Genomic DNA, 22,247 nt, shown 5'->3' with positions numbered 1-22,247 from the left:
ACCCCGCCCGGCCCCGGGTAGCCGACGGCGGTGGATCGCCCGGGCCCGTTCCGTCCGATGTGGAGCGCCGGGCGCGCACCCCCACGGCTAAGGAGTGTTCCGCGCACATGACCGGCTTCTTCGCGGGCGGGCCCGGCAGTCCGTTCGACCAGTTCCTGGCCCAGTTCTTCGGCAACGCCGTGCCCAGCAGGCGGCCGAACGCGGTCGACATCACCCGCCTCATGTCCGACCAGGCGCGGGAACTCGTCGCGCACGCCGCCGAGAAGGCCGCCGAGCAGGGCCGCACCGACGTCGACACCGAACAGCTGCTGTGGGCGGCCACCCAGGCCTCGCCGACGCGCCGGCTGCTGGAGAGCGCGGGCGCCGACCCCGACGACATCGCGCGTGAGATCGACCGGCACGGCAACGGCGCCGGTCAGCGCAGCACGCCGGCCATGCTCGCGCCGGGCGCCAAGCGCACGCTGCTGGACGCGCACGGCATCGCCCGCACCCTCGGCTCCACCTACATCGGGCCCCAGCACCTGCTGCTCGCGCTCGTGGCCAACCCGGACTCCGCGGCCGGCCGCATTCTCGCGCGGGCGGGCGTCACCCCGGAGGCCTTCCAGGGGCCGTCACCGCAGGGCGCCCGGCCCGAGCAGCGGCCGGCCCGCACCGGCACGCCGACACTGGACCAGTACGGCCGCGATCTCACCGCCGAGGCGGCCGAGGGCAACATCGACCCGGTCGTCGGGCGCGACGAGGAGATCGAGCAGACCATCGAGGTGCTGTCGCGGCGCACCAAGAACAACCCGGTGCTGATCGGCGAACCGGGCGTGGGCAAGACGGCGATCGTCGAGGGCCTGGCGCAGCGCATCTGCGACGGCGACGTGCCCGACCTGCTCGCCCGGCGCCAGGTGGTGCGGCTCGACCTGACCGCGATGGTCGCCGGGACCCGCTACCGCGGCGACTTCGAGGAGCGCATGACCAACCTCCTCGACGAGATCCGCGCGCACCGCGACCAGCTGATCGTGTTCATCGACGAGCTGCACACCGTGGTCGGCGCGGGCGCGTCGGAGGGCTCGATGGGCGCGGGCAACATGCTCAAGCCCGCGCTGGCCCGCGGCGAGCTGCACATCGTCGGCGCGACCACGCTGGAGGAGTACCGGCAGCACATCGAGAACGACCCGGCGCTGGAGCGGCGGTTCCAGCCGATCCTGGTGCCCGAGCCGTCGGTGGCCGACACCGTCGCGATCCTGCACGGCCTGCGCGACCGGTACGAGGCGCACCACCAGGTCCGGTTCACCGACGAGGCGCTGGCCGCGGCCGCCGACCTGTCCGACCGCTACCTGACCGACCGGTTCCTGCCGGACAAGGCGATCGACCTGATCGACCAGGCGGGCGCGCGGGTGCGGCTGCGCGCCGGCCGCCGTCCCCACGACGTGCGTGAGATGCAGGCCCGGCTGGAGGAGCTGTCCCGGGACAAGGACCAGGCCGTCGCGGAGGAGAACTTCGAGCGCGCCTCGGCCCTGCGCGACGAGATCGCCGGCCTGCGTGAGCAGCTGCGCGCCGCGGACAGCGAGGGGCGGCCCGGCGGGGCGCAGGAGGTGACGCGCGAGGACATCGCCGAGGTGATCTCGCGGCTGACCGGGGTGCCGGTGAACCAGCTGACCGAGGACGAGCGCGACCGGCTGCTGCGGCTGGAGGAGCACCTGCACGAACGGGTCATCGGGCAGGAGGAGGCGGTCGACGCGGTCGCCGAGGCGGTGCGCCGGTCGCGGGCCGGGTTCGCCCCGCCGGGCCGGCCCTACGGCAGTTTCCTGTTCCTCGGCCCGACCGGGGTCGGCAAGACCGAGCTGGCGCGGGCGCTGGCGGCGGCGCTGTTCGGCGACGAGGAGCGGATGATCCGGCTGGACATGTCCGAGTACGGCGAGCGGCACACGGTCAGCAGGCTGATCGGCGCTCCCCCGGGCTACGTCGGGTACGAGGAGGCCGGCCAGCTGACCGAGGCGGTGCGGCGGCGGCCCTACTCGGTGGTGCTGTTCGACGAGATCGAGAAGGCGCACCCGGAGATCTTCAACGTGCTGCTGCAGGTCCTCGACGACGGCCGGCTCACCGACGGGCGCGGGCGCACGGTGAACTTCACCAACACCGTGCTCATCATGACCAGCAACATCGGGTCGGAGATCATCTCCAGCAGCACGCAGGGCGCGCTCGGGTTCGGCACCGACCGCGGCGACGCCGAGGGGCCGCTGCGGGACCGGCTGATGCGGCGGCTGCGGGAGTCGTTCCGGCCGGAGTTCCTCAACCGGATCGACGAGATCATCGTGTTCCGCAAGCTGGCGGTCCGGCAGCTGGAGCAGATCACCGAGCTGATGCTGGAGCAGACGAAACGGCGGGCGCACGCGCAGGGCATCACGCTGGAGTTCACGCCGGAGGCGGTGTCGTGGCTGGCGCGGGCCGGGTACCAGCCCGAGTTCGGCGCGCGCCCGATGCGCCGCACGATCCAGCGCGAGGTCGACAACCCGTTGTCGAGGATGATGCTGCGCGGCGAGCTGTCCCCGGGCGCGCGGGTGCGCGTGGCCGGCGGGGACAAGGGCTTGTCGTTCGACGTGTCGGCGTCGGTGGGAAGGTGAGTGTGCGATGAGCGGTCCCGATCCGCGGCCGGGCGACACCCCGCCCGACCCCGACCCGGCCCGGACGCCGGGGCTGGAGCCCGGCGGAGGCGTCGCCCCCGGTGACACGCCGCCGGACTCGGGGCAGACCTCCGGCCTGTCACACCACCAGCAGAAACCCCCACGAGCCCTCCCCGTCGCGACGATCGTGATCTCGGTGGTGCTGGCAGTGCTGGTGGCGGCGCTGCTGGTGGCGTCGGCGGTGGGCTGGCTGCAGTTCTGAACCCAAGCCGGCGTGCGACGCCCCGGCGCCAGCAGCGGACCGGCACGGCAGCGCCGCGCAGCGGCTTCCCGGCCGATCCCCGCCACCCGGCCTGACCACCCTCCGGCTCCGCCATCCGCTGCCTTCACCCTCCACCGCGCCGCGGCAGCGCCGCGCAGCGGCTCCCGGCGGTCAGCCCCGCGCAGCGGCTCAGGGCGCGGGCGCCCCCACCGGGTTCGGGTGTGGCACCGGCGCCGGCACCAGCCCCCGCGCGATCGGCCTCAGCCAGCCATCCAGCGTGGCCAGCTCGTCCGCGTCCGCCACCGCGTACGGCGCCGCCGCCAGCTCGTCCGTCCGCCGCTCGATGTGGTCCCTCAGCCGGGCGCCCTCGTCGGTCAGTCCGTCCGCACGCACGAGTCCCCGCGCGGTGAGGCGCTCGCGTGCCGCCGTCCACTCCTCGTCCGTCCAGCCGCGGTGGGGTGCCACCACGCTCCGGCTGCCGTCCGCCGCGTCGCGCAGGGCGTGGGCCTCCAGGCCGTCGATCCCCTCCGCGGCGAGCACCGCCACGTGGCCGTCGCCGCGGTGCTCGCGCAACGTCGTCGCCGCCTGCCAGAGCGCGGCGAGCGGCTCGTCCGGCCACGGCAACGCGGCGTTCGCCGCCCCCAGCGGCCGCCCCGCCCAGCCGGCCGCCTCCACGATCCGCCGCAACACCGACAGCACCGGCCCCGGCACCTCCGGCACGCTCTCCCGCAGCGCCGCCACCGCACCCGCGCTCCGGGCCGCCAGCGCGTCCGCCGGGGACACCACGTCCCAGATCGCGGGCACCGACCGCGCCAGGAACGACGGCGCGAAGTTGTAGAACACCGCCGTCACCACCCCGAGCCCAGCAGCCCCCAGCGGCGCCGCCCGCGTCCCGACGTACCCGCGCCAGAACCCGCGAAGCCCCGCGGCCTCGTGCGCCGCCTTCGCCTGCGGGGCGAAGTAGGTGACGTCGTGCAGCGTCTCCAGCACCACCCACAGCTCCCGCGCCCTCATCGCGCCACCGCCGGGCGCTGCCGGCCCACCTGGGTGGCCTGCTCGAACGCGTGCCCCAGCTGCAGCACGGCGAAGTCCGCGCGGTGCGGCCCCACGATCTGCACCCCCACCGGCAGGCCACCCGGCGTGAACCCGGCCGGCACCGACAACGCGGGCGAACCGCTGACCGTGACGAAGTAGGCCGAGCGCATCCAGTCCAGGTAGGTCTCCATGTCCTGGCCCGCGACCCGCACCGGGTACTCCAGCTCCCCGTCGAACGGCGGCACCTGGCTCACCGGCAGCACCAGGAAGTCGTAGCGGGTGAAGAACTCGCGGAAGCGGTGGAACAGCTCGGTGCGCAGGACCTCGGCGCGTCCCACGTCGGTCGCCGACAGCCGCAGCCCCTCCTCGGTGTTCCACACGATGCTGTCCTTGAGCCGGTCCCGCGCGGACGCCAGCAGCGGCCCGAACTTCACCGCGAACTGCCACGCCCGCAGGATGCGGAACGCCTCGTCCGCGCCGGTGAAGTCCGGGCAGTCGCGCTCCACCACGCACCCCATGTCCGCGAACGCCTTCGCCGACGCCTCGACCACGTCCGCGACCTCCGGTTCCACCGGCACGCTCCCGCCCAGATCGGGCGACCACGCGATCCGCAGGCCGCGCACGTCGCGGTCCAGCGGACGGGCGAAGACCTCCCCCGGCTCGTCCAGCGCGATCGGCGACCGCGGGTCCGGCCCGGCGAGCACCGACAGCAGCAGCGCCGCGTCGGCGACGGTGCGGGCCATCGGGCCCACCGTCGCCAGCCCGGACCAGCCCAGCGGCGCCGGCCACGACGGCACCCGTCCGATCGACGGCCGGAATCCGACGACGTTGCAGAACGACGCCGGGTTGCGCAGCGACCCGCCGAGGTCGCTGCCGTCGGCGAGCGGGTGCATCCCGGTGGCCAGGGCGGCCGCGGCGCCACCGCTGCTCCCGCCCGCGGACCGGCCGGGGTCGTAGGGGTTCCGGGTGGCGCCGAAGACCGGGTTGAAGGTGTGCGAGCCGGCGGCGAACTCCGGCACGTTGGTCTTGCCGAGGCTGATCACCCCGGCGGCCCGCATGCGCTCGATCACCAGCTCGTCGCGTTCGGGCACGTGGTCCGCGTGCAGCGGCGAGCCGAACGTGGTGCGGATGCCGGCCGTCTCGTGGGTGTCCTTGTGCGCGACCGGGATGCCGTGCAGGGGCGGCAGGTCCGCGCCGCGGGCGGCGCGCTCGTCAGCCGAGGCCGCCTCGGCCAGCGCCCGCTCGGCGACGACCGTGACGACGGCGTTGACCCGCGGGTTGACGCGGTCGATCTGGTCGAGGTGCGCCTGGACGACCTCGCGGGCGGACAGCTCGCGCGCCCCGAGCGCGGCGCGCAGTTCCCGTGCGGTGCGGAAGGGAATGTCGGTCACGCGTCGATCCTGCCAGCAACGCGGGCCGCGGGCGGATGAGACGATGCCGGGGTGACGAACGGGGCGGATCGCCGGGTGATCGACGGCCCGGCCGTCGAGGCGGCGCTGGCCGGGCTCGGCGAGCGGGACGTGGTGCGCGAGTGGGCCGAGCGGTTCTCCGTCCTGGCCGACCCGTCGCGCCTGACGTTGCTCGTGTGCATCCACTACGCGCGGGAGATCTGCGTCTCCGACCTGGCGGTGGCGGCCGGCATGACGGACACCGCGGTCTCCCAGGCGCTGCGGCTGTTGCGCGCGCACGGCCTGGTCACCGCGCGGCGAACCGGCCGGATCGTGCGGTACCGGCTCGCGGACGCGACCGTCCACGAGCTGATCCACCACGTCCGCCCGCACCCGGATCACTAGCGCCGCCCGGTATAGGTCGTTATACGCAGCGGAGCGCGGCGAGCGCGCCGGTTCGCAGGTACCGTGCAGGCATGATCGGGTTGCCCGACGGCATCACCGCGTGCCTGTTCGACCTGGACGGTGTCCTCACCGGCACCGCCGCGCTGCACCGGGAGGCCTGGAAGCAGACGTTCGACCAGTTCCTGCGCGAACGGGACGGAAGCGGTTTCCACCCGTTCACCGACGCCGACTACGCCCGCTTCGTGGACGGGCGGCCGCGGCTGGACGGGGTGCGCACGTTCCTCGCCTCGCGCGGGATCGACCTGCCCGAGGGCGATCCGGGCGACGCGCCCACCGAGCACACCGTGCACGGGCTGGGCAACCGCAAGAACGATCTCGTGCTGCGGATCATCGCCGAGCGCGGCCCGAATCCCTACGAGGGCTCCCGCCGGTACCTGGAGGCCGCCCGGGACGCGGGACTGGCGATCGCGGTGGTGACGTCGTCGGCGAACGCGCAGGCGGTCCTGGACGCCGCCGGGTTCACCCCGTTCGTGCAGGCGCGCATCGACGGGCTGGTCATCACCCGCGACGGGCTGCGCGGCAAACCGGCGCCCGACTCGTTCCTCGCCGGGGCCGAGGCGCTGGGCGTCGGCCCGGAGCGGGCCGCGGTGTTCGAGGACGCGCTGGCCGGTGTCGAAGCGGGCCGGGCGGGGAACTTCGGGTTCGTCGTCGGCGTGAACCGGGCGGACCAGGCGGAGGCGCTGCGGGAGCACGGCGCCGACGTGGTGGTGGACGATCTCGCGGAACTGCTGGGGGACAAGGCATGAGCCTGGTGACGCGCGGCTACGAATGCGCGCCGTGGGAACTGCGGTGGCGCGGGCTGGCGGTGGACCAGTTGCAGCGCACCGAATCGACGTTCGCGTTGTCGAACGGGCACATCGGCCTGCGCGGCACGCTCGAGGAGGGCGAGCCGCGCGGTCTGCCCGGCACCTACCTGAACGGCTTCTACGAGGAACACGAGCTGCCCTACGCGGAGGCCGGCTACGGCTACCCGGAGGCCGGGCAGACGATCGTGAACGTGACCGACGGCAAGATCATCCGCCTGCTGGTGGAGGACGAGCCGTTCGACATGCGCTACGGCACCGCGGCCGCGCACGAGCGGGTGCTGGACTTCCGGACGGGCACGCTGAGCCGGACCACCGAGTGGTCGTCGCCGACCGGCCGGTGCGTGCGGGTGCGGACCCAGCGGCTGGTGTCGTTCACCCAGCGGGCGGTGGTGGCGATCCGGTACGAGGTCGAGCCGCTGGACGGGAAGATGCAGCTGGTGCTGCAGTCGGACCTGCTGGCCAACGAGCCGATCGAGTCGGACAGCAAGGACCCGCGGGTGGCCGCGGCGCTGCAGTCGCCGCTCCAGTCGGAGTTCTTCCTCGCCGAGGGCTACCGCGCGGTGCTGGTGCACCAGACGCGGCGGTCCGGGCTGCGGGTGGCCGCGGCGATGGACCACCAGATCGAGTCGCCGGACGGGCTGCGCACCGACATCCTCGCCGAGGAGGACCTGGCGCGGCTGAGCATCGCGGTGGACGTGCCGCAGGGCAAGGTGCTGCGGCTGACGAAGTTCGTCGGGTACGGGTGGTCGGCGCAGCGTTCGGTGCCGGCGCTGCGGGCGCAGGTGGACGCCGCGCTGGCCGGGGCGTTGCAGACCGGCTGGGACGGGCTGCTGGCCGAGCAGCGCGCCTTCCTGGACGACTTCTGGGAGACCGCCGACATCGAGATCGACGGCGACCCGGAGCTGCAGCAGGCGACCCGGTTCGCGTTGTTCCACATCCTGCAGGCCGGGGCCCGCGGGGAGAGCCGCGCGATCCCGGGCAAGGGGCTGACCGGGCCGGGCTACGACGGCCACGCCTTCTGGGACACCGAGTCGTTCGTGCTGCCGGTGCTGACCTACAGCGTGCCGGAGGCGGCACGGGATGCCTTGCGGTGGCGGCACTCCACGCTGCCCAAGGCGCGGGAACGGGCGCGGCAGCTGGGGTTGCGCGGCGCGGCGTTCCCGTGGCGGTCGATCAACGGCGCGGAGTGCTCGGCGTACTGGCCGGCGGGCACCGCGGCGTTCCACGTCAGCGCCGACATCTCCGACGCGGTCGCCCGCTACTACTGGGCCACCGGTGACGCGGAGTTCGAGCGCCAGTGTGGCACCGAGCTGCTGCTGGAGACGGCGCGGCTGTGGATGTCACTGGGCCACTTCGACCGGCACGGCCGCTTCCGCATCGACGGCGTGACCGGGCCGGACGAGTACTCGGCGGTCGCGGACAACAACGTCTACACGAACCTGATGGCGCAACGGAACCTCCGCGAGGCGGCGGCGTCCTGCGAGCGGGTGCCGGAGGTCGCGGCACTGTACGGTGTGGACGAAGCCGAGCTGGCGGCCTGGCGGCAGGCGGCCGAGCGGATGTTCGTGCCGTACAACGAAGAGCTGGGGGTGCACCCGCAGTCGGAGGGGTTCACCGAGCACCTGGACTGGGACTTCGCGGGCACGCCACTGGAGAACTACCCGCTGCTGCTGAACTACCCGTACTTCGACCTGTACCGCAAGCAGGTGGTCAAGCAGGCGGATCTGGTGCTGGCGCTGCATTTCCGGGGGGATGCGTTCACGCCGGAGCAGAAGCAGCGCAACTTCGCCTACTACGAGGCCAGGACCGTGCGGGACTCGTCGCTGTCGGCAGGCACGCAGTCGGTGATCGCGGCCGAGGTGGGCCACCTGGACCTCGCCTACGACTACCTGGGCGAGGCGGCGCTGACCGATCTGCACGACGTGCACAACAACGTCCGGAACGGACTGCACATGGCGTCGCTGGCCGGGGCGTGGATGGGGGTGGTCGCGGGTTTCGGCGGGATGCGCGACCACGACGGCAAGCTGAGCTTCGCGCCGCGGCTGCCGCCCGCGCTGGACCGCATCCAGTTCCGCATGTGCTTCCGCGGCAGCCGGTTCGCGGTGGAGATCCACCGGGACGACGCGACGTACCGGCTGCTGTCCGGCAAGGAGGTGGAGATCCGGCACCACGGCGAGCCGATGTCGGTGACCGGGACGCCGACGACGAAGCCGATCCCGCCGATCGACCCCGGCCCGGCGCCGCACCAGCCGGTGGGCCGCGAGCCGGCCCACCGGGACCCCGCCCAGGTGCGGCGGAACATCGCCGCTTCGCGCTGATTTCGCGGGCGCCGTGATGCCACTCGTACCGGAACCAGCCGCCGGGACTCCCCGCCGCTGAGATCGGCACGCCGACCGCGGCAGCCGGGGTCCCACCGAGGCCGCCCTTCCCGCGGGACCCCGGGCCCCGCCGCCGGGTGGCCGTCGGGCCCCACGCTCGACGCGATGGGCGCCGGGCAACGGCCACATGGCCGCCAGCCCCCGCCCAGCGCCGCCGGTACCGGCACGGCCGGACGGCCATCAGGCCCCGCGCCCAGCGCCGCCGGCGCCGGATGGCTGCTGCTTCCCAGCGCGGGCCGGGCTCCGCCCGGTGCCCGCCGCCCGGGCTCAGTCCGGTGGCTCGGGCACTCCTTCCTCGACCTCGATCTTTTCCGAGTTCGGCGGCTTCTCCACGTCGTCGGTGGGCCCGAGGTCCAGATCGGGGTGCCGCACCTCCGGGAAGTCCGGGGACAGCGGCGGCTCCGGGCTGACCGGCTTCTTCTCGTCGTCCTTGTCGTTCATGGCACCGGCTTACCCCATTTCCCCGCACTGTCAACCGCGCTGTCAACCGGGCTGGCACCGCGGGCACCACACGGTGCCCCGCCCGCCGACCCGGCCACGGGCCAGCGCACGACCGCACCGCGGGCACGACCCCGACGGCTCGTCCCGCCGTCCGGTCAGCCACGTCTTGCGCGGCGGCACCCGCCCGGCCTGCACCGCCTCGCGCAGCACCTTCCGCATCTCCCGGTGCAGCCGGTCGGCCGCCGCGCGGTCCAGGTCCGCGGCCCGCGCCCGCGGGGCGATCCGGGCCCGCCACAGGATCTCGTCGGCCAGCAGGTTGCCCAGCCCGGCCAGCACCGCCTGGTCGGTCAGCAGCGGCTTGAGCCCCCGGCGGCGGCCGAGCAGGTCCCGGAACCGCTCCCGCGGCACCTCCAGCGCGTCCGGCCCGGTGCCGGCCAGCAGCCGGTCCAGCTCCGCGTCGTCGGCGAGCAGGCGCAGGCCCTGCAGCTTGCGCATGTCGCGGTACCGCAGCTCCCCGTCGTCGAAGGCGAAGATCACCCGGTCGTGCCGCTGCCGGTCGTCCGAATCGGACCACTCCAGCGACCCGGTCATGCCGAAGTGCAGCACCACCGTCTCCGGGCCGCCGTCCACCGGCACGACCAGCCACTTCCCCAGCCGCCGGGGCTCGCCGAACCGCCGGCCCCGCAACGCCTCCCGCAACCGGCGCGCGCTCACCCCGCGCAGCACCCCCGCATCCAGCGTGGTCACGCCGGTGATCCGCTTGCCCACCCCGTGCGCGGCGAGCGTGCGGCGGAAGCCTTCGACGTCCGGCAGCTCGGGCATGCCGCAGCGTTCCACCGCGCCCACGCAGCCAAACGTCAATTCATCACGTGTTGATTTTCGGTGGCCGCACGGGCATGCTGTTCGCATGGTGCTGCCGAAGAGGATCGCCCGGTTCAACCGCGTCGCGACCAACCGCGTCCTGGGCCCGCTGACCAAGAGGCTGCCCGGGTTCGGGACGATCGTCCACCGGGGCCGCAAGTCCGGGACGACCTACCGGACGCCGGTGAACGTCTTCCGCGCCGACGGCGGCTACGTCCTGGCGCTGACCTACGGGCCGGACACCGACTGGGTCCGCAACATCCTCGCCGCGGGCGGCTGCGAGATCGAGACGCGGGGCCGGTCCGTCCGGACGACCCGGCCCCGCGTCGTGCACGACGAGCAGCGCACCAGCATGCCGCCCGGCGTGCGCCAGATCCTGTCGGTCGTCGGGGTGACCGACTTCCTGTTCCTGGACCGGGTCAGCTGAGCAGTTCGCGCAGCTCGCTCACCACGCCGACGCGCCGGGCCGGGTCGGGTTCGAGGAACGTGACCTGCAGGGTGGTGACCCCGGCCGCGCGCAGGGCGGCCAGCCGCTCCTTGACCAGCCCCTTCGGGCCGACCAGGGAGATCGCCTCCAGCAGCTCGGCCGGAATCGCGGCGGCGGCCTCCTCCTTCTTGCCGTCCAGGTAGAGGTCCTGGATCAGCTTGGCCTCGGCCTCGTAGCCGTAGCGGCAGGCCAGCTCGTTGTAGAAGTTCTTGCCGCGGGCGCCCATGCCGCCGACGTAGAGAGCGACGACCGGGCGGACCCAGTCGAGCATGTGGCCCACGTCCTCGCCGATCGCCACCGGCACCCCGACCGCGACGTCCAGCTCACCCAGCGACGGGTCCCGCTTGGCCCGGCCCTCGGCCAGCGCCTCGCCCCACACCTCGGCGGCGCGCTCCGGGTGGAAGAAGATCGGCTGCCAGCCCTCGGCGATCTCCGCGGTCAGCGCCACGTTCTTCGGCCCGATGGCCGCGATCTGCACCGGGATCCGCTCCCGCACCGGGTGGTTGATGATCTTCAGCGGCTTGCCCAGGCCGGTGCCCTGGTCCGCGGGCAGCGGGATCTGGTAGTGCTTGCCGTCGTGCACCACGCGCTCGCGCCGCCACACCTGGCGGCAGATCTCCACGATCTCGCGGGTCCGGCCCAGCGGCGCGTCGTAGCGCACGCCGTGGAAGCCCTCCACGACCTGCGGCCCGGACGCGCCGATGCCGAGGATGAACCGGCCATCGGACACGAAGTCCAGGCCGGCCGCCGTCATCGCGGTCAGCGTCGGCGTGCGCGTGTAGATCTGCAGGATGCCCGACGCGAGCTGGACGCGCTCGGTCTTCGCCGCGACGTAGCCGAGCTGGCTGACCGCGTCGAACGAGTAGGCCTCGGGGATGGTGACGACGTCGAGGCCGGCCTTCTCCAGCTCGACGACGTCGCGGACGCTCTCGGCGAACCCGCCGGAGTACGAGATCTGGGTGCCGATCCGCATCGATGCCACCTTCTGTCCTAAGCGTGCGCTTACCTGTCGTGCGAGCCACCCTACCGGCTGGTAATCCAGTCCGAAACCACCCGGTCGAGGACCGGCAGCGGGAGGATGCCGTGTCCCAGCACGACGTCGTGGAACTCGCGGATGTCGAACCGCTCCCCCAGCGCCCGCTCCGCGCCCGCGCGGATCCGGTCGATCTCCAGCCGTCCCGTCATGTAGGACAGGGCCTGGCCCGGGCAGCCGGCGTAGCGGTCGGTCTCCTCCTCGATCTCCACCGCCGCCATGGGCGTGTTCTCGCGCAGGTAGTCCACCGCCTGCTGCCGGGACCAGCCCAGGGCGTGCAGGCCGGTGTCCACCACCAGCCGCGCGGCGCGCATCGCGTCCTGGGTGAGCATCCCGAGCCGGGCCACGTCCCCGGTGTAGAGGCCCATCTCCTCGGCCAGCCGCTCGGCGTAGAGGCCCCAGCCCTCGGTGTAGGCGTTGACGCCGGCGACGCGGCGCAGCAACGGCAGGTCCAGCCCGAGCGCCAGCGACAGCTGGAAGTGGTGCCCGGGAACCCCCTCGTGGTAGGCGATCGCCTCGCTGACGTGCCGCAACCGCTCCCCGGCGTGGAAGGTGTTGGCGTAGTAGATGCCCGGCCGGGAGCCGTCCAGCGCCGGTTCGACGTAGTAGGCGATGGTGCCCGCGTCGGCGTCGCTTTCGGGCACCGGGCGCACCTCGCACCGCGCGGACGGGATCGTCTTGAACCACCGCGGCGCCTCGGCCTCCGCCCGCTCGATCGCGGCGCGCGCGGCGGCCAGCAGTTCCTCGCCGCTGCCCCACCGCAACGCGGGATCGGTGCGCAGGCGGCCGAAGATCTCGGCCGTCTCGGCCGTCCCGAACACCCGGCGGCCGATCGTGCGGAACTCCCCGGTCAGGTCGGCCATCAGCGCCAGCCCGATGTCGTGCAGCTCCTGCGCGGTGCGCTCGGTGGTGGTGTGCGCGCGGATCAGCCCGGCGTAGCGCGGCAGGCCGCCCGGCTGCCAGCACAGCCCGGCCTCCGCCGCCGGCCGGGCCCGCGGCCGCAGCTCCCCGGCGAGGAACTCGCGGTAGCGGGTCAGCGCGGGCCGCACGACGCCGGCCAGCAGCGCGTCCCGCTCGGCGGCCGGCGTCTCCGACCCCACGTCGAGTCGCAGCGACGGCAGCTCCGGCGCGGCGAGCATCCGGTCGAAGTAGCCGATCGCCGCATCGACCAGGAAGTCCGGCGGGACCACGTCGCCGGACTGCCGTTCCACCACCTGGTCCACGAAGGACGGGAACGCGGCGAGCCGGCGAGGAAGCCCCGTGCCCGGGCCTCGCCGGTCACGTCGATCATCGGCAGGGTCATCAGCAGCAGCTGCACCGGGGCGGTGAAGGCGTCGCTGACGGCGAACTCGGGCAGCCGCGCGTCGAGCAGGTCGACGGCGGCCCGGGCCTGCTGGACCACGACGTCGCGGGTCAGCGATTCCTCCGGCCCCGGCGGGGTGGCCGCTTCGGCCCGGGCGGCGATGTCCAGGTAGGCCGCCCGGTGCCGCACCTCCGCTTCGGCGGTGAGGTCGGGCAACCGGTCGTGGTCGCCGGGCAGGCCGAGCACCGACGGGCGCAGCGGATCGGCCTCGAACATCCGGCCGGTGAGCTCCTCGGCGAGCGCGTCCACCTCGCTCATGCCCGCTCGATCCACTCGTCGACGACGGCCGCCAGCACCGACAGCGGCAGCGCGCCGCCGCCGAGGACCAGGTCGTGGAAGGCGCGGATGTCGAACCGCTCCCCCAGCGCCTGCTCGGCCCGCGCCCGCACGCGCTGGATCTCCAGCCGCCCCACCATGTACGACAGCGCCTGGCCCGGGTAGGCGATGTAGCGGTCCACTTCGGACTCGATCTCCACCTGCGGCATCGGGGTGTGCTCGCGCAGGTAGTCCACCGCCTGCTGCCGGCTCCAGCCCTGGGCGTGCAGGCCGGTGTCGACGACCAGCCGCCCGGCGCGCATCGAGTCCATGGTGAGCATGCCGAGCAGCGCGATGTCGTCGGAGTACAGGCCCATCTCCGCGGCCAGCCGTTCGCTGTAGAGGCCCCAGCCCTCGGCGTAGGCGTTGAAGTCGCCGATCCGGCGCAGCAGCGGCAGGTCGGTCAGCGTCAGCGCGGTGGAGAGCTGGAAGTGGTGGCCGGGGATCGCCTCGTGGAACGCCATCACCTCGGCGGCGTGCCGGAACCGTTCGGTCACCTCGTGGGTGTTGGCGAAGTAGATTCCCGGCCGCGAGCCGTCGACGGCGGGCTGCAGGTAGAACGCCGCCGGCCCGCCGGGCGCTTCGGCCGCGGGCACCGGCTCCACGACCCACGGGTGCGGCGGGATCCGGCCGAACCAGCGCGGCGCGGCCTCCTCGGCGCGGCTGATCGCCGACCGCGCGGTGCCGAGCAGTTCCTCCGCGCTGCGCCAGCGCAACCCCGGATCGGTCCGCAGGCGCCGGAAGATCTCGGCCAGGTCGTCGGTGCCGAACACGCGGGAGCCGATCTCGCGGTACTCGCGGGCCAGCTCGCCGATGAGGCGCAGCCCGGTTTCGTGCAGCTCGTCCGGAGTGCGGTCGGTGGTGGTGTGCGTGCGCGCCAGGGCGGCGTAGATACGCTCACCGCCGGGCAGCCAGCACACGCCGGGCTTCTCCGGCGGGCGCCCGTGCGGAGCGATGTCCGTCGCCAGCGCGTCCCGGTAGGCCGCGAACGCGGGCCGCACGACCTCGGCCAGCACCCGCTCACGCTCGGCGGCGAACTCCTCGCTCGGCGCGGGCTGGCGCAGCAGCGGGTCGGCGTCCGGCGCGGCCAGGTAGCGGTCCAGGTGCGCGACCGCGGCGCGCACCAGGTGCTCGACCGGGACCCGCCCGGCGGCGACGCCCGCGCGGTGCCGGTCGGCGGCCTGCTCCAGGTACCGCGGGATCGCGGCGAGCCGGTCGAGGTGGCGGCGGCCCTGCTCGTCGTCGGGCACGCCGATCATCGGCAGGATGGTCAGCAGGCCGACCGCGGGGGCGACGAAGATGTCGCTGATCGTGAACTCGACCAGGTGGGTGTCCAGCCGGTCCAGGTTGCCGCGGGCCTGGGTGAGCAGCACGTCCCGGGTCACCCGGTCCTCGGCGCTCAGCGTGGACGCCTCGATCGCCTCGGCGCGCCGGACGAACTCCTCGAGCCGGCCGCGGTGGGCGGCCTCGGCCTCGGCACTGAGCTCACCGAGCCCGGTCCGGGCGGACTCCAGCCCCAGCACCGCGGGCCACAGCGGCTCCGCGTCGAAGAGGGCTTCCACGAACTCGTCGGCGAGCTTCACGACCTCGGTCATCCATCCGTCCCAGTGTCGTCGGGGTGCGCGTCCCGCCAGCCTAGAACCTCGGAGGGCCGGGCCGGGGTGACCGAGGCCAGCGGGTAGCGTTTCCTGCTGTGGCCGTGACCGATCCCGCCGACGCCCGCCTGCTCGCCGCGCTGGCCGAGCTGGGCAAGGTGGCCGTGCACGAACTCGCCGCCCGCGTGGGCATGGACCCGCGGGAGGCCGCCTACCGGCTGGTCGCCCTCTCCGGCAGCGGGCTGCCGCTGCTGGTCGGTGTGGAGAGCGACCCGCAGGGCCTGCGCGCGGCGCTCGCCGGGGCGTTCCCGGCGGCGCAGCCGCAGACGCCGCAACCGGCGCCCTACCCGGTTCCGCCCGCCGGCTACCCACCGCCGTCCGGTGCCGTGCCGGCCGGGTACCCGAACGCGCCGTCCCACCCCCAGTCCGGACCGGTGCCGGCCGGGTTCGCCCCGCCGGGCGCGCCCCCCGCGCCCGGCTACCCGCCGCCCGCCAGGCCCGCCGCGGGTTTCGCTGGGCAGAACGGCCCCGGCCGCGGTGTCCCGCCCGGTGGTGTGCCGTCCGGGCCGTACCCGGTCCCGGCGCCGCCCGCCGGGGGCTCGGGGCCGTACCAGGTCGCCGGTGTCGCGTCCGGGCCGTATCCGGCGCCGCTGGACCCGGTGATCAGCACGTGGGGCCCGCCGCAGACGGCGTCCTGGGCCCGCGGCGACCAGCGGCCCGCGCCACCGGCGGGCCCGCGCACCGGGAAGATCGGTGACAGCCTGGCCGGGCAGGGTCTCGACGGCGAGCAGCTCACCGTGCAGCTGCTGGAGGTGCAGGACCCGGCGGACTACCTGTTCGGCGCGGCCGGGTACCGGCTCGAACCGGGTGAGCGGGCGGTCGTGGTGCACACCGAGGTCACCAACAAGGGGCCGATCCCGTTCGTGTCGCTGCCGGACAACTACCTGGAGCTGCTCACCGAGGACGGCACGCCGGTGGGGAAGGCGCCGGTGTCGCTGACGTCCCGGCCGCCGCACAAGATCGGGGTCCAGCCCGGCGAGACGGCGGGCGGGCACACGGTCTACGTGCTCCCGAGTCCACCCGGGTGGTGGCGGTGCGCTGGAGCCCCCGCCCGGAACCGGACGACCGCACCCTCACCTGGTCGCTGGAGGACTAGACGAGTGAGTCCTATGACGCTGGCGGTAGCGCAGGTGCTGCCGGGAGCGCGCTCGCAGGCCCGATGGTTGCGGTGTGTGCCCGCCACCTGCCCCGACGCGTTGCCTTACCGGCCCGGCCAGTCCGGGGCCAGGACTACTGACCCTGGCCGGCAAGAGCTACGCCTCCCGCGACCCGGACACCTCCCGCACCGACCGCGGGGTGCGGCTGCTGCGACCGTCCTACCGCAACCGAACCCCACACCCCCGCCCAGCACCTGCTCGAGCCGGCCCGGCAACTGACCGAACCGGTCAGCAACACCCCCAAAGGCCAACTCGATCTCGAACTCATCTGGCACAACCGCCGCCCGGGGAGCCACAACCGGTGGTTGAGCCTGCTTAAGCTGGCCCGGTGGACACCGAGGCACTGCGATCGTTCGTGCTGGCCGCCGAGCTGCGGCAGATGCAGCACGCGGCGGACGAGCTGGGCGTGACGCAGCAGGCGGTGTCGAAGCGGATCGCCGGCCTGGAGCGCGAACTCGGGGTCCGCCTGTTCGTCCGCACCGCCCGCGGCGTCGAACCGACGCTCGACGGGCAGGCGTTCCTCCCGCACGCACGGGGCATCGTCGCCGGGGTGGACCGGGCCGTCACCGCGATCCGGCCGGGCTCGCGGGCGCTGCGGATCGACGTGCTCGGCCTGCGCACCGCCCAGGCCGTCGTCCTGCACGAGTACTGGCGGTCCCGTCCCGGGACCGAACTCGATGTGGTGACCCTCCGGGTCGACGACCCGCACGTGGTGGCCGCCGCCGTGCAGGCCGGCGAGGTGGACGCCGCGTTCCGCGGCGTCACCGATCCGGCCACGCTGCCCGGCGAGGTGCGGATGATCCACGCGTTCGACTCGCCGCTGGAGCTGCTCGTCGGCCCCAGGCACCCGCTCGCCGCCGAACGCGCGGTGACGCCGGACCGGTTGCGCGGCCTGCCGATCCGGGTGCCCGGCATCGCGCCGCGGAGCGAATGGGGTGTGTTCTACGACCAGCTCGCCACGGAGTTCGACCTGCGCATCGACGCGGCGGGCCCGAACTTCGGCAACGAGGTGCTCGCGGACGCCCTCGCCGAGTCGGCGGACCTGGCGACCCTCGTCGGCGCGCGCGACCGCTACCTGTGGCCGGCTCAGCACGACCTGCGCCGCATCCCGATCGTGAACCCGGCGCTGGTCTACCCGCTCTCGCTGCTGCTCCCCCGGACGAACCCGCACCCGGGCCTGCGGGCGGTCATCGAGCACTTCGCGAGTCTGCCACCGCTGACCGGCCCGGCCTGGCTGCCGTCCTGGGCCCGGAACCGCGCTACCGGGTGACCCGTAACGGGCGGGCCGCCTAGCTTTCCGCCCGCAGCACGTCCAGGGCGTGCGACAGGTCCTCCGGGTAGGGCGCCTCGAACTGGACCCAGCGGCCGTCGGCGGGGTGGGCGAAGCCGAGGGTGCGCGCGTGCAGCCACTGCCGGGTCAGGCCGAGCTTGCGGGCCAGCACCGGGTCCGCGCCGTAGGTCAGGTCGCCGGCGCACGGGTGCCGCAGCGCCGAGAAGTGCACCCGGATCTGGTGCGTGCGGCCGGTCTCCAGCTTGACGTCCACCAGGGACGCCGCGCGGAACGCCTCGATCACCTCGTAGTGGGTGACCGACGGGCGGCCCCCGGCGACGACGGCGAACTTGTAGTCGTGCCGGGGGTGCCGGTCGATCGGGGCGTCGATCGTGCCGCGCGTCGGGTCCGGGTGGCCCTGCACGACGGCGTGGTAGCCCTTGTCGACGGTGCGTTCCTTGAACGCGCGCTTGAGCACGGTGTAGGCGTGCTCGCTCTTGGCCACGACCATCACGCCGGTGGTGCCGGCGTCGAGGCGGTGCACCACACCCTGGCGCTCGGCCGCGCCGGAGGTGGAGACGCGCAGCCCGGCCGCGGCGAGCCCGCCGACGACGGTGGGCCCGGTCCAGCCGGGGCTGGGGTGCGCGGCGACGCCGACCGGTTTGGCCACGACCACGATGTCGTCGTCGTCGTGGAGGATGCGCAGGCCCTCGACCGGTTCGGCGATCACCTCGACCGGGTTGTCCGGGTCGGGCAGGGTCACCTCGAGCAGCACCCCGGCCGAGAGGCGGTCGGACTTGCCGGCGGGACGACCGTCGAGCAGGACGTCGCCGGACTCGGCCAGCTCCGCGACGACCGTGCGGGACAGGCCGAGGAGTTTCGCCAGGCCCGCGTCCACGCGCATGCCGTCGAGCCCGTCCGGGACGGGCAGCATCCGGGCGCTCAACGCTTGGCTTTCTTGACGGAGCCGTCGTAGTCGCGGCCGAGCAGGGACAGCAGCACGATCAGCACGCCGCCGACGCAGATCGCCGAGTCGGCCACGTTGAAGACCGGCCACACGTCACCGTCGGGCGCGAACAGCGACACGAAGTCCACGACGTGACCGCGCAGGACACCGGGCGCGCGGAACACGCGGTCGACGAGGTTGCCGAGCGCGCCGGCCAGGATGAGCCCGAGGCCGATCGCCCAGCCGGCCGAGCGCAGCCGCTTGGCGAACCAGATCAGCGCGACGACCACCCCGAACGCGACGATCGCGAACACCCAGGTCATGCCGGTGACGCCCAGGCCGAAGGCGGCGAAGGGGTTGCGGATGAGCTGCAGGTAGACGAGCCCGCCGAGCACCCGGACCGGCTCGTGCCCCTCCAGGGTCGCCACGACGACCGACTTGGTCACGACGTCCACCGCGAACACGACGATCGCGATCACGGCCAGCAGCAGGGCGCGCCGCCGGGGCGGGGGCGCCGGCTGCTCGTCCGGCACGGTGTCCGGGTCCGGGGAGGGCTGGGGGTCACTGCTCACCCCGCCATTGTCCACGCCTGCCGGGAGGGCCCCCGGCGCAGGCCGGGAAACGCCCGGAACCGCCCACACCGCTCAGGCCAGAAACCCCGGCAACGGCCGCGGATCCGGGCACGGCGCCCACCGGCCCTCCACCACCCCGTAGGTCCACCGGGCGCCGCGGGCGACGATCTGCCGAAGCGCGGTCACCAGCCGGTCGATGTGCTCGGCCGTGGTGCCCAGCCCGAGGCTCACCCGCAGCGCCTGCTGCCCCTCCCCGCCGGTGCGCTCCACCAGCCGCCGCACCGCGATGTGCGCGCAGAACGCGCCGTCGCGCACGCCGATGCCGTACTCGGCCGACAGGACCGCCGCCACCCAGCCCGGCTCGAACCCGTCGAGCACGAAACTCACCGTGCCGACCCGCTCGGCCGCGCCGTCGAACAGCCGCAGCTCCGCCAGGTCCGGCACCGCCGCCAGCCCCCGCGTCAGCCGCTCCAGCAGCTCCCGCTCGTGCGCCACCACCGCGTCCCACGACCCGGCCAGCTCCTCGCACGCCACACCGAGCGCGTACACGCCCACGGTGTTGGGCGAACCGGCCTCGTGCCGCTCGACCCCGCTCTGCCACGCCACCCCGAGACCGTCGCCGTCGCGGCGCACGGACTTCGTCGCCCCGCCGCCGGCCAGGTACGGGTCCGCCGCGCGCAGCCAGTCGCCCCGCCCGATCAGCGCGCCCGCCCCGAACGGCGCGTACAGCTTGTGCCCGGACAGCACGACGTAGTCCACGTCCAGCTCCCGCACCGAGATCGGCCGGTGCGGAGCCAGCTGCGCGCCGTCCAGGGCGACGCGCGCGCCGTGCCGCCGGGCCACCGCCGCGATCTCGGCCACCGGCAGCAGCTCGCCGGTCACGTTCGACGCGCCGGTCACGACCACCAGCCGCGGCCCCTCCGGGCACTCCGCCAGCGCACTGTCCACAGCGGACACCGCGGCCAGGCGCGTGTTCGGCAGCGGGATCCGGCGCACGTTCGGGCCGCGCCACGGCAGCAGCGCCGCGTGGTGCTCGGTGTCGAACAGCACCACCGACGTGTGCCGGGGCAGGCTGCGGGCCAGCAGGTTCAGCGCGTCCGTGGTGTTGCGGGTGAACACGACCGCGTCCGAGGACCGCGCGCCGACGAACCGGCGCAGCACGTCACGGGTCCGCTCGTAGACCTTTGTGGACACCTGCGAGGCGAACCCCGCGCCGCGGTGCACGCTGGCGTAGTGGGGCAGGAACTCGTCCACCGCGCGCCGCACGGACTCCAGGCACGGGGCGCTGGCCGCGTGGTCGAGGTTGGCGTAGTCCAGCTCCCCGCCGGTGACCAGCGGAACGGCCGCGGCTGCGGTGACGGCGGGGGTGGTGACGCGATCGAGAGCGAGAGTCATCGGAACGGCTCCTCGGGTCCGGGGACCCGCACCGGGGTCCGCGCTTGCCCGCCGCACCTCGCGACGAGCCAGGTCCTCACCCGGGGCACCCCACCGCGGAAGGAGGGTTGCCGGCCAGCGAGCCGGGGCTTGGCGCTGGCACTCATGACCTACGCCGACACAGTAACCGATCGTCCCCGCGGCGCGCCAGCGGGTCTCACGTGCCGGACTCGCCCTTCCAGCGCGCCAGCGGCCCGGCCCGGTCCACCGCGCGGATGCGCCGCTCGGCCGCCTCCCGCGCGGACTCGGTGCTCACGATCAGGATCTGGTCCCCGCGCTGCAGCCGGTCGGTGCGCTGCGGGGTGAAGCTGCGGCCGTCGCGGACGATCAGGCTCAGCGACGCCCCGGACGGCAGCCGCAGCTCGGACAGGTACACGCCGTGCAGGCGGGAGCCGGGCTGGATCTTGACCTGGAGCAGCTCGGCCTGCAGCTCGTCCAGCGGCGCGGCGTCGACCTGGACCTCCTTCGGCTCCGCGTCCCCGGGCAGCCGGAGGATCCGCGCGAGGCGGCCCAGCGTCAGCCCCTGGACGAGGGTGAGCACGATCACGAGCACGAACACGGCGTCGACGAGCCGTTGCGCACCGGCCATCTGCTCGGACAGCGGGATCATCGCCAGCACGATCGGCACCGCGCCGCGCAGCCCCGCCCAGGACAGGAACACCTGCTCGCGCAGCGGAACGCGGAACGGCAGCTGCGTGACGAGCACCGACACCGGGCGCGCGAGCAGCAGCAGGACCGCGGCGGCGATCAGGCCGGGCACGATCGACTCCAGCAGCCGCCCGGGTGAGGCGAACAGGCCCAGCAGCACGAACAGCCCGATCTGGGCGAGCCAGCCGAGACCCTCCGCGAAGGACACCGTGTCGGACCGGTGCGGCAGCCGGGCGTTGCCGAGCACCACCGCGGCGACGTAGGTGGCCAGCAGCCCGGACGCGTGCAGCAGCTGCCCGGACGAGTAGGCCACCACGCACACCGCGACCGTCGCGAGTGGATAGAGACCGGTGGCGGGCAGCGCCGCGCGCCGCAGGGCCCAGGCCCCGGCGAAGCCGAGCACCAGGCCGAGCGCCAGGCCCGCGCCCAGTTCGTAGACCACCAGCAGCGGCAGCGACCAGTCCACCAGGGTGCCCTGGGCCAGCACGACGACCGCGATGTAGGCCGGCGCGTCGTTGATGCCGGATTCCAGTTCGAGGGCGCCCACCAGTCGTTTCGGCAGGCCCGCGCTGCGCAGCACGGAGAACACCGCGGCCGAGTCGGTGGGGGCCAGCACCGCGCCCCACAGCAGGGCGGTCCGCCAGTCCAGGCCGAGCAGCCAGTGCAGGGCGGGCCCGGTGATCGCGATGCTCAGCCCGACCGCCACTGTGGACAGTGCCACTCCCTGGCCCAGCGCGGGTTTCACCGCCGACCAGCGGGTGGTCAGGCCACCCTCGGTGAGGATCATGACCAGGGCGGCCAGGCCCAGCGCCTGGGTGAGGAACGGGTCGGAGAACTGGATGCCGAACCCGGCTTCGCCGAGCAGCACGCCGATCGCGAGGTACAGCAGCAGCGACGGCAGGCCCAGGCGGGTGGAGAAGCGGACCGCGAGGACGGCGGCCAGCAGGACGGCCGAGCCCAGCCCCAGCACGACCGGCAGCTCGCCCACCCGCACCTCCCCTGCCCGGTTTCTCCGGCTCTCAGAATAGGGAGGCCAGGCGCTCTGCCGCGCCCGGTGGGTCCCCCGGCAGCGCGACGAGCTCGTCACGCTGCCGTTCCCCTTGCCGGGCAACGAGATCA

Annotated in this window: 17 protein-coding genes, 3 pseudogenes and 1 riboswitch; of the genes and pseudogenes, 9 read left to right on the top strand and 11 right to left on the bottom strand. The window is 74.1% G+C overall.

The window, feature by feature from the left end; translation table 11 throughout:
• Positions 1-107: 107 nt before the first annotated feature.
• Together L1857_RS15590 and L1857_RS15585 are read left to right on the top strand one after the other, a co-directional pair.
• Entirely contained in the window at positions 108-2,612 is a 2,505-nt protein-coding gene (locus L1857_RS15590) for an ATP-dependent Clp protease ATP-binding subunit (RefSeq protein ID WP_116111831.1), read from the top strand.
• A gap of 7 nt (positions 2,613-2,619) precedes the next feature.
• Positions 2,620-2,874 (top strand): DUF6480 family protein, encoded by a 255-nt coding sequence (locus tag L1857_RS15585; RefSeq protein ID WP_094005957.1) that lies wholly within the window; start codon positions 2,620-2,622, stop codon positions 2,872-2,874.
• Between the two features lie 189 nt (positions 2,875-3,063).
• Here the strand turns inward: L1857_RS15585 and L1857_RS15580 are convergent, their stop codons facing one another.
• Positions 3,064-3,888: an SCO6745 family protein gene (locus tag L1857_RS15580; RefSeq protein WP_116111833.1), complete on the bottom strand. Its 825-nt coding sequence runs from the start codon at positions 3,886-3,888 to the stop codon at positions 3,064-3,066.
• Positions 3,885-5,300: an amidase gene (locus tag L1857_RS15575; RefSeq protein ID WP_116111835.1), complete on the bottom strand. Its 1,416-nt coding sequence runs from the start codon at positions 5,298-5,300 to the stop codon at positions 3,885-3,887. The genes L1857_RS15580 and L1857_RS15575 overlap by 4 nt, the downstream gene beginning before the upstream one ends.
• Positions 5,301-5,351: 51 nt before the next feature.
• On the opposite strand from L1857_RS15575, the gene L1857_RS15570 reads away from it, so the two are divergent.
• The 3 genes from L1857_RS15570 to L1857_RS15560 all read left to right on the top strand — a co-directional run bounded on the left by L1857_RS15570 (position 5,352) and on the right by L1857_RS15560 (position 8,886).
• On the top strand, positions 5,352-5,702 hold the full coding sequence (locus L1857_RS15570; RefSeq protein WP_094005955.1) for an ArsR/SmtB family transcription factor: 351 nt from the start codon (positions 5,352-5,354) through the stop codon (positions 5,700-5,702).
• Between the two features lie 71 nt (positions 5,703-5,773).
• Positions 5,774-6,508, top strand: a complete 735-nt coding sequence (locus tag L1857_RS15565) for an HAD family hydrolase (protein WP_094005954.1) — start codon at positions 5,774-5,776, stop codon at positions 6,506-6,508.
• Positions 6,505-8,886: a glycoside hydrolase family 65 protein gene (locus tag L1857_RS15560; RefSeq protein WP_116111837.1), complete on the top strand. Its 2,382-nt coding sequence runs from the start codon at positions 6,505-6,507 to the stop codon at positions 8,884-8,886. The genes L1857_RS15565 and L1857_RS15560 overlap by 4 nt, the downstream gene beginning before the upstream one ends.
• 327 nt (positions 8,887-9,213) lie before the next feature.
• On the opposite strand, the gene L1857_RS15555 is transcribed toward L1857_RS15560, so the two are convergent.
• A complete protein-coding gene (locus L1857_RS15555) occupies positions 9,214-9,387 on the bottom strand; it encodes a hypothetical protein (RefSeq protein WP_167481517.1) in 174 nt (57 codons plus the stop codon).
• Positions 9,388-9,429: 42 nt separating this feature from the next.
• On the bottom strand, positions 9,430-10,233 hold the full coding sequence (locus L1857_RS15550) for an Fpg/Nei family DNA glycosylase (RefSeq protein ID WP_240323296.1): 804 nt from the start codon (positions 10,231-10,233) through the stop codon (positions 9,430-9,432).
• Positions 10,234-10,294: 61 nt separating this feature from the next.
• On the opposite strand from L1857_RS15550, the gene L1857_RS15545 reads away from it, so the two are divergent.
• Positions 10,295-10,675: a nitroreductase family deazaflavin-dependent oxidoreductase gene (locus tag L1857_RS15545; protein ID WP_094005951.1), complete on the top strand. Its 381-nt coding sequence runs from the start codon at positions 10,295-10,297 to the stop codon at positions 10,673-10,675.
• Here L1857_RS15545 and L1857_RS15540 read toward each other — a convergent pair.
• The 3 genes and pseudogenes from L1857_RS15540 to L1857_RS15530 all read right to left on the bottom strand — a co-directional run bounded on the left by L1857_RS15540 (position 10,668) and on the right by L1857_RS15530 (position 15,041).
• Complete coding sequence (locus L1857_RS15540; protein ID WP_094005950.1) at positions 10,668-11,708, bottom strand: LLM class F420-dependent oxidoreductase; 1,041 nt, start codon at positions 11,706-11,708, stop codon at positions 10,668-10,670. The two genes, L1857_RS15545 and L1857_RS15540, sit on opposite strands and share 8 nt — an antisense overlap.
• A 50-nt stretch (positions 11,709-11,758) precedes the next feature.
• Positions 11,759-13,389: pseudogene (locus tag L1857_RS15535) on the bottom strand (DUF885 domain-containing protein).
• Positions 13,386-15,041 (bottom strand): DUF885 domain-containing protein, encoded by a 1,656-nt coding sequence (locus L1857_RS15530; protein ID WP_249465417.1) that lies wholly within the window; start codon positions 15,039-15,041, stop codon positions 13,386-13,388. The pseudogene L1857_RS15535 and the gene L1857_RS15530 overlap by 4 nt, the downstream one beginning before the upstream one ends.
• Before the next feature lie 98 nt (positions 15,042-15,139).
• Between L1857_RS15530 and L1857_RS15525 the strand changes: the two are divergent.
• From L1857_RS15525 to L1857_RS15520, 3 genes and pseudogenes are all read left to right on the top strand, one after another.
• Positions 15,140-16,197 (top strand): annotated as a pseudogene (locus tag L1857_RS15525) (AsnC family protein).
• A gap of 128 nt (positions 16,198-16,325) precedes the next feature.
• A pseudogene (locus tag L1857_RS35695) lies at positions 16,326-16,548 on the top strand (IS982 family transposase); the annotation flags it as partial.
• Positions 16,549-16,586: 38 nt separating this feature from the next.
• Positions 16,587-17,528 carry a LysR family transcriptional regulator gene (locus L1857_RS15520; protein WP_249465414.1) on the top strand — a complete coding sequence of 314 codons (942 nt, stop codon included), beginning with the start codon at positions 16,587-16,589 and terminating at the stop codon, positions 17,526-17,528.
• 19 nt (positions 17,529-17,547) lie between these two features.
• Here L1857_RS15520 and L1857_RS15515 read toward each other — a convergent pair whose 3' ends face one another.
• The 4 genes from L1857_RS15515 to L1857_RS15500 all read right to left on the bottom strand — a co-directional run bounded on the left by L1857_RS15515 (position 17,548) and on the right by L1857_RS15500 (position 22,116).
• Entirely contained in the window at positions 17,548-18,474 is a 927-nt protein-coding gene (locus L1857_RS15515) for an RluA family pseudouridine synthase (RefSeq protein WP_094005945.1), read from the bottom strand.
• Positions 18,471-19,046 carry a signal peptidase II gene (lspA, locus tag L1857_RS15510; RefSeq protein WP_116111844.1) on the bottom strand — a complete coding sequence of 192 codons (576 nt, stop codon included), beginning with the start codon at positions 19,044-19,046 and terminating at the stop codon, positions 18,471-18,473. The genes L1857_RS15515 and lspA overlap by 4 nt, the downstream gene beginning before the upstream one ends.
• A gap of 72 nt (positions 19,047-19,118) precedes the next feature.
• Positions 19,119-20,441: an aminotransferase class V-fold PLP-dependent enzyme gene (locus tag L1857_RS15505; protein ID WP_116111847.1), complete on the bottom strand. Its 1,323-nt coding sequence runs from the start codon at positions 20,439-20,441 to the stop codon at positions 19,119-19,121.
• A gap of 35 nt (positions 20,442-20,476) precedes the next feature.
• A riboswitch (SAM riboswitch) is annotated at positions 20,477-20,591 on the bottom strand.
• A 46-nt stretch (positions 20,592-20,637) separates the two neighbouring features.
• Complete coding sequence (locus tag L1857_RS15500) at positions 20,638-22,116, bottom strand: potassium/proton antiporter (RefSeq protein WP_094005967.1); 1,479 nt, start codon at positions 22,114-22,116, stop codon at positions 20,638-20,640.
• Positions 22,117-22,247: the final 131 nt, after the last annotated feature.

Source organism: Amycolatopsis thermalba (assembly GCF_023376025.1).
GTDB lineage: Bacteria > Actinomycetota > Actinomycetes > Mycobacteriales > Pseudonocardiaceae > Amycolatopsis_E > Amycolatopsis_E thermalba.
Note: the sequence above shows the minus strand (reverse complement) of the source record. Positions and strands in the feature narration are given on the sequence as shown.